General features: G+C 63.7%; 8 protein-coding genes. 5 read left to right on the top strand and 3 right to left on the bottom strand.

Annotation, left to right across the window (positions count from 1 at the left end):
* Positions 1-90 precede the first annotated feature (90 nt).
* Positions 91-1,158 (bottom strand): ferrochelatase, encoded by a 1,068-nt coding sequence (gene hemH / locus ABY403_RS11700; protein ID WP_372840994.1) that lies wholly within the window; start codon positions 1,156-1,158, stop codon positions 91-93.
* Positions 1,159-1,205: 47 nt separating this feature from the next.
* Complete coding sequence (locus ABY403_RS11695; protein ID WP_372840992.1) at positions 1,206-2,027, bottom strand: SAM-dependent methyltransferase; 822 nt, start codon at positions 2,025-2,027, stop codon at positions 1,206-1,208.
* On the opposite strand from ABY403_RS11695, the gene ABY403_RS11690 reads away from it, so the two are divergent.
* From ABY403_RS11690 to ABY403_RS11675, 4 genes are read left to right on the top strand one after another with little or no spacing between them, the layout of a single operon-like run.
* Complete coding sequence (locus ABY403_RS11690) at positions 2,026-2,775, top strand: double zinc ribbon domain-containing protein (protein WP_372840995.1); 750 nt, start codon at positions 2,026-2,028, stop codon at positions 2,773-2,775. The two genes, ABY403_RS11695 and ABY403_RS11690, sit on opposite strands and share 2 nt — an antisense overlap.
* A gap of 35 nt (positions 2,776-2,810) precedes the next feature.
* Entirely contained in the window at positions 2,811-3,068 is a 258-nt protein-coding gene (gene grxC / locus ABY403_RS11685) for a glutaredoxin 3 (protein ID WP_372840991.1), read from the top strand.
* A gap of 5 nt (positions 3,069-3,073) precedes the next feature.
* Positions 3,074-3,910: a carbon-nitrogen hydrolase family protein gene (locus ABY403_RS11680; RefSeq protein WP_372840990.1), complete on the top strand. Its 837-nt coding sequence runs from the start codon at positions 3,074-3,076 to the stop codon at positions 3,908-3,910.
* Positions 3,907-4,350: a MarR family winged helix-turn-helix transcriptional regulator gene (locus tag ABY403_RS11675; RefSeq protein WP_372840989.1), complete on the top strand. Its 444-nt coding sequence runs from the start codon at positions 3,907-3,909 to the stop codon at positions 4,348-4,350. The genes ABY403_RS11680 and ABY403_RS11675 overlap by 4 nt, the downstream gene beginning before the upstream one ends.
* A 23-nt stretch (positions 4,351-4,373) precedes the next feature.
* On the opposite strand, the gene dapA is transcribed toward ABY403_RS11675, so the two are convergent.
* Positions 4,374-5,249, bottom strand: coding sequence for a 4-hydroxy-tetrahydrodipicolinate synthase (dapA, locus tag ABY403_RS11670; RefSeq protein WP_372840988.1), 876 nt, complete (start codon positions 5,247-5,249; stop codon positions 4,374-4,376).
* A gap of 156 nt (positions 5,250-5,405) precedes the next feature.
* On the opposite strand from dapA, the gene ABY403_RS11665 reads away from it, so the two are divergent.
* Positions 5,406-6,953: transglycosylase SLT domain-containing protein (locus ABY403_RS11665; RefSeq protein ID WP_372840987.1), on the top strand; the 1,548-nt coding region annotated here is incomplete at its 3' end.

The following is a 6,953-nucleotide window of genomic DNA, read 5'->3' as shown; positions in this document are numbered from 1 at the left end:
TTCGGATTGACCAAGGTCGGCACACAGGTGTTGCTGATCTAGGTTTGCAGGCTTGTGCGGCTTATGGGCGGTGGTATTCCACCGCCCTTTTCATTTCACCCAGCCCGCAAGGTTTTCTGCCGCCGCTTCCAGCAGTGCCGCGATATGCGCGTCATCGTCGTTGAGGCAGGGAATGTAGGTAAAGCTCTCGCCCCCTGCGTCTTCGAACGCATGGCGGATTTCACCGTTGATCTCTTCCAGCGTCTCAATGCAATCGGCGGCAAAGGCGGGTGAAATCACCGCGATGCGCTTTTTGCCTGCGCGCGCCAGTGCCGCGACATGCTCAACAGTGTAGGGTTTCAGCCATTCTTCACGGCCAAACACCGATTGGAACGTGGTGTCGATCGACTCTGGCCCCCAGCCGAGCCGCTCGCGCAGCAACCGTGAGGTTTTCTGGCATTGGCAGTGGTAGGGGTCGCCTTCCATCAGATAGCGTTGCGGCATGCCGTGGTAGCTTGCCACCAGCACGTCGGGGCGATGTTCCAGCCCGCCATAGGCCTGCTCGACTGAATGCGCCAGCGCGTCGATGTAGCTGGGGCGGTCGAAGTATTCAGGCACAACCCGCGCGGTGGGTTGCCGCTTCACCCCCATCAACGCTTTGAAGAACGCGTCGTTCGCCGTGGCGGACGTGGGGCCGGCATATTGCGGATAGAGCGGGAAAAAGAGGATTTTCTCGCAGCCGTCCGCCACCATCCGCTCCACCACAGAGCGCGTGGAGGGGTTGCCATAGCGCATACAAAACTCGACCTGAACCTCGTCGCCCCAGCGCGCTTCGGCAGCCGCGCGCAGCTTGGCCACCTGTTGCTTGGTGATCGTCATCAGCGGGCTTTCGTTGGCCTCTTTGTTCCAGATAAGCCGGTAGTTGGCACCCGAGGTAAAGGGCCGCCTGCTGAGAATGATCAGCTGCAACAGCGGCTGCCATTTCCAATCGGGGATATCGACGACCCGCTTGTCGGAAAGAAACTCGCCCAGATACCGCCGCATCGACCAGTAGTCGGTGCCATCGGGCGTGCCGAGGTTGGCGACCAGCAGCCCGATTTTTGCGCGCCGCACAGGCGGGTGGTCGGCAGGGGCGTGCGAAAGGCGGCCTTCGCCGGGGCGGATCAGTGCTTCGGTCATGGCGTTTCCTGTTGGCTTAGGTGTTTGCATGTCGGCTGACGTGCCGGTCATTTTTCAGGCTTTGGCTCGGCCGCAAGTGCGGCAGCAAGGCTATGTGTAGCAGAGCCGGGGCGCAGCGGCTTTTGCTGGCTTTCGTGCGGCACCCAGCCGGTAAGATAGACCAGTTCGAAGGTTGCGGTTACGCGCCCTACCTCGTCACCGAAATGTTCGGCGTAAAGCCGTGCGGCCTCGGCAAAGAGCGCGCGGCGCGAGGGGGTGCGGCGGCGCGATGCCAGCGCATTTCCCTCGCCCATCGCGCGCAGGTCGGTCATCAGATGGCCAAGGTCACGGTAGCTGACCGGCCGCGCCGCCAAGTCGGCAACAGGCAGCGCAAAACCCGCGCGTTGCAACAGACCGCCCAACTCGCGAATCTCGCCCATTGGCAGCACGCGGGGGCTAAGCCCGCCGGTCACACGCGACTCGGCCTCGGCCAAAACCGAACGCAATTCCGCAAGCGTCTGGCCGCCGAACAGCACGGCGATCATCAGCCCGTCAGGTGTCAGCGCGCGGCGGCATTGCACCAGTTGCCCTACCGGATCGTTGGCCCAGTGCAGCGCAAGCGCGTGGATAACCAGATCATGTGCGCCCGGTTCCAGCGCCAGAACCTCGTCATCGGGCACAATCCGCGCTTGCGGCAGTATTTCTGTCCAAGGCTCGGGGAATCCCGTCACGACGGCAGGTGCCGTAAACTTTCTGTTAACCTCGTTGAGCCTTTCCTCGATTTCGGCGGCGCTGTCTTGATGAAGAAACAACGCAGGGCCCGCAGCGCGGGCACGGGCACGGTTGCGCAAAAGCGCGGCGCGGTCGGTAAGGGGGGGCGGCGTGGTCATGGGGCGTGACTTTACGGGGCTTCGGCGCGCTGCGCTAGGGGCGCTGCATGTGATGTTTCCACCGCGTTGCATCGCCTGCGGCGCAGGTGTCGCCGCCGACTTTGGCCTTTGCCCTGCGTGCTGGCGCGAAACGCCCTTTGCAAGCGGCCTTGTCTGCGACAAATGCGGCGCACCGTTGCCCGGGGCTGATGAGGGCAAGCCAGAATACTGCGACGATTGCCTGACAATTGCGCGCCCTTGGCAGCGGGGGCGGGCGGCGCTGGTGTACAAGGATGCCGCGCGCCGCATGGTGTTGGCATTCAAGCACGGTGATCGGCTAGACCTGCGCCGTCCACTGGCAGGCTGGATGCTGCGCGCGGCGGCACCCTTGCTGGAACCGGGAATGGTACTTGCGCCGGTGCCGTTGCACCGGCTGAGGCTGCTAAAGCGGCGCTATAACCAGTCGGCGCTGCTGTCGGGCGCGGTGGCGCGGGCGGCGGGGTTAACCCATGTCGTTGACCTTTTGCAGCGCACGCGCGCCACCCGCAGCCAAGAAGGGCTGCACCGCGACGAACGCTTTGCCAACCTTTCGGGTGCAGTGCGCATAAATCCGCGGCGCGCCGGTTTGCTTGCGGGGCGGCATGTGTTGTTGGTCGATGATGTGATGACCTCGGGTGCGACCTTCGCGGTCTGTGCCGATGCCTGCCTTGCGGCGGGCGCTGAAAACGTTTCGGTGCTGGCGCTGGCGCGCGTTGCGAAGGATGCCTAAATCCGTATAGTCGCATCTACAAATAGGATTTGCCCATGCAACGTGTCGAAATATACACCACTCGGTCCTGCCCCTATTGCCTTGCGGCCAAGGCGCTACTGACCCGCAAAGGCGTGCAGTTCGAAGAAACCGACGTGGGCGCGGACCCCAGCCTTCGCATGGCGATGACCCAGCGCGCAGGCGGGCGGCGCACCGTGCCGCAGATCTTTATTGGCGGCCAGCATGTGGGCGGAAGCGACGATATTTACGCGCTTGACCATCAAGGCAAGCTCGACAAATTGCTGGCGGGCTAAAGATCATGCGCGCCGCACTGGTCCAGTTGTCGGTAACGGATGAACCTGCGGCGAACCTGCCGGTAACGCTGGGATTTGTGCAAGAAGCCATTGCCGCGGGCGCAGGATTTGTGCTGACCCCCGAGGCCACCAACATCCTCAGTTCTGACCGCGCCCACCAGCGCGCCGTGCTGCACCCCGAAGCGACTGACCCGACACTGGCGGCGCTGCGCGCCGAGGCGGCGCGGGCGGGCATCTGGCTGCTGATCGGTTCGCTTGCGTTGAAAACCGACGATGCGGATGGCCGCTTTGCCAACCGCAGCTTTCTGATCGCACCCGATGGCAGCATCAGCGCGCGTTATGACAAGATCCACATGTTCGACGTGGATGTGAGCGAGACTGAACGGTACCGTGAATCAGAGGGCTACCGCCCCGGCACCAGCGCCGTTGTTGCCAAAACGCCTTTCGCGCGCTTGGGCCTTTCGGTCTGCTACGATCTGCGCTTTCCCTATCTTTACCGTGCACTGGCTCATGCGGGGGCCGAGGTGCTGACCGTGCCTGCGGCTTTCAACGACACCACAGGGCGCGCACATTGGGAACCGTTGCTGCGGACCCGCGCCATTGAAAATGGCGCTTATGTGCTGGCCCCGGCGCAATGCGGCACCCACGCTGCGCATGGCGGCCGCCCGCGGCGTACGCATGGCCATAGCCTTGCCGTGGCACCATGGGGCGAAGTGCTGGTGGATGGCGGCACCGAGCCGGGCGTGCATCTGGTCGAAATCGACCTTGCCGAAGTGGCCCGCGCCCGCGCCCGGGTGCCATCGCTTAGCCACGATCGCCCCTTTGCAAAGCCCGCGCCATGACGGACGCCACCGACAAACTTGCCGCGGCGCTGTTCTCTGAGGTCTTTATGACCGATCAATTGGCGCGCCTGAAGGTTTCGCACACCTTGCCCAAAGGGATGCAGATTTCGCATTTTTCGGTGCTCAACCACCTCGCCCATATCGGCGAGGAGCGTAGTCCTGCACAGCTTGCCGCAACCTTTCATGTCACGCGCGGCGCGATGACCAACACGCTCGCCAAGCTTGAATGGGCAGGGCATGTGCACATCCGCCCCGACTGGGACGATGCGCGGCGCAAGTTTGTTTCGATCAGCCCGTCCGGGCGCGCGGCGCGCGATGCCGCGATGGTTGCCTTCATGCCGGTGATCGCTGACGTGGTGCGCAGCATCGGCTCAGAGAGGGTGCGCTCCATATTGCCGGTGCTGCGGGAATTGCGCACGCGGCTGGAAGAGGCAGGCTAACCCGCCCCTTCCGTGATCAGTTCTCAAAGCAGCCCGGCACCACGCATGGCAGCGTCGATGGCCGCCTTGGTTTCGGGCAGCAAGGTGGTCAGCGGCAGGCGCACCGTTTCGTTGCAAAGCCCCAGCCGCGAAAGCGCATATTTCGCCCCTACCAACCCCGGTTCGAGGAAAATCGCGGTATGCAGCGGCATCAACAGGTCTTGATACTCCAGCGCCTTGGCGTAATCGCCCGCCAGCATGGTCACCTGAAACTCTGCGCAAAGCCGCGGTGCGACGTTGGCGGTGACTGAAATGCAGCCAACCCCGCCATGCGCGTTGAACGCAAGTGCTGTCGCATCTTCGCCCGAAAGCTGAATGAAATCAGGCCCGCAGGTCTGGCGCTGCTGGCTTACGCGTTCGATCTTGCCGGTCGCGTCCTTGACGCCGACAATACGCGGCAGCTTTGCCAGTTCGGCCATCGTTTCGGGGGTCATGTCCACCACCGAACGGCCGGGGATGTTGTAGATGATGATCGGCAAGGTGCTTGCGTCATGCATTGCGGTGAAATGCGCAATCATGCCGCGCTGCGTGGGCTTGTTGTAATAGGGCGTCACGACCAAGGCGGCGTCGGCTCCTGCGGCTTGCACTTCGCGGATCAGGTGCACACCATGCGCGGTGGCGTTGGCACCCGCCCCGGCGATCACCGGAATCCGCCCGGCGGCGGCTTTGACCACCTCGGCCACCACGCGGATATGTTCTTCGTCGCTTATGGTCGGGCTCTCACCCGTGGTGCCACAAGGCACCAGCGCGTGGCTGCCTTCGGCAATGTGCCATTCGACCAGCTTCTTGAGTGCGTCCAGATCAAGTTCGCCTTTTTCAGTGAATGGCGTGATGAGGGCAGGGATTGACCCTTTGAACATGAAGCACTCCTGTATCTTGTGGGCGAATGCGCCCCGACTAAATCGCGCGGACCCTAGCGGAGCGATGCCGCCTTGCCAAGTTTGTGTATTGCGTGATGAGGTAGCGACAGGCAGGAAGATAAGAAACCCAAAGAAAACTGATCGAGCCGAGGCCCAATGTTTGCACGCAACGCCGTTTTTTCCGCCGTTTTCGCCCTGATCGCCGCTATGGCGCTAGGGCCAAGGTCCGCTGCCGCCGAGGACAGCGCGGCGCTTGCGCGTGCGATGGCGGCAGTCGAGGCCAAAGACTGGGCCGTAGCCCTGCGCGAAGGGAAGGCCGCCGGTGCGCTTTCGCTCGAGATCGTTGAATGGCACCGTTTGCGGGCAGGCGCGGGCAGCTTTGCCGATTGCGCGGCCTTTGCCGCGCGCCGCGCCGATTGGCCCGGAATGCCGCTTTTGCACAAATCGTGCGAATCATCGCTGGGCGAGGCAACTGCGGGCGAGGTGCGGGCGTGGTTTCAACCGCTTGCGCCGCAAACCGGAACCGGCGCGCTGGCGCTGCTTGCCGCGGGCGGCGACGCGGCCGTGGCGGTGCGGGCATGGCGTGAACTGAGTCTGACTGCGGCGGAACAATCGGCACTGCTGGCGGGCTATGGCGCGGTGCTTGCCGATCATCACGGCGGGCGCATGCAGATGCTGCTCGACAGCGGGATGATCGATCAGGCGCGACGGATGCTTGATCTGGTCAGCGCCAATACGCGCGCCGTGGCCGAGGCGCGGATTGCGCTGCAAGCCAACGAGAACGGTGTCGATGCCCTGATCGCCGCGGTGCCCGCAGGCATGGTGGCGGCCTCGTCCGGGCTGGCGCGCGACCGCGCGGCTTGGCGGATGCGCAAAGGCAACCCTGAAGGCGCAATCGAACTTGTCCTTGAACGTTCTGAAAGCGCGGCCACACTTGGATCGCCCGAGCTATGGGCCGATATGCGCGCCAGCCTTGCGCGCGCCGATCTTCGCTCTGGCAACTACAGCCGTGCGTATCGGTTGGCGGCGGGAAATCATTTGAGTGCGGGCACCGACCATGCCGATCTTGAATGGCTGGCCGGCTATGCCGCGCTGAAACTGGGAAATGCCACCGCCGCAATCAAGCATTTCAAGACGCTGGAAGAAGCGGTGAGAAGCCCGATCAGCATGGGCCGCGCGGGTTATTGGCAAGGCCGCGCCTATGAAGCCGCGGGCAATGCCGAGGCGGCGCGGGCGGCCTATGCCTTGGGCGCACGCTATCAGACCTCGTACTACGGCTTGCTGGCCGCCGAACGCGCCGGATTGCCGCCCGACCCTGCGTTGGCAGGCACCCAAACCCTGCCCGACTGGCGCAGCGCCGCCTTCGTCAACTCGTCGGTGTTTCAAGCCGCAGTCATGCTGCGCGCCGCTGGGTCGGAAACACTGGCCAAGCGGTTCTTCTTGCATCTGGGCGAAACCCAAAGCGATCAAGACCTTGCGCGCCTTGCGGGGCTGGCGCTTGAATGGAACGATGCGCATCTTGCGTTGGTCATCGCCAAGGCCGCCGCGGACCGCGGGATCGAACTTGTGCCTGCCTACTATCCGCTGTCGGGGATGGAGACGCGCGATTTCGGGATTCCGCCCGAATTGCTGTTGGCCATCACCCGCCGTGAAAGCGAGTTTGACCCGGATGTGGTGTCACATGCCGGGGCGCGCGGATTGATG

Source organism: Phaeovulum sp., assembly GCF_041596715.1.
Taxonomy (GTDB): Bacteria; Pseudomonadota; Alphaproteobacteria; order Rhodobacterales; family Rhodobacteraceae; genus UBA6213.
The sequence above is the reverse complement of the archived record's forward strand: the minus strand, read 5'-3'. Positions and strand labels throughout refer to the sequence as shown.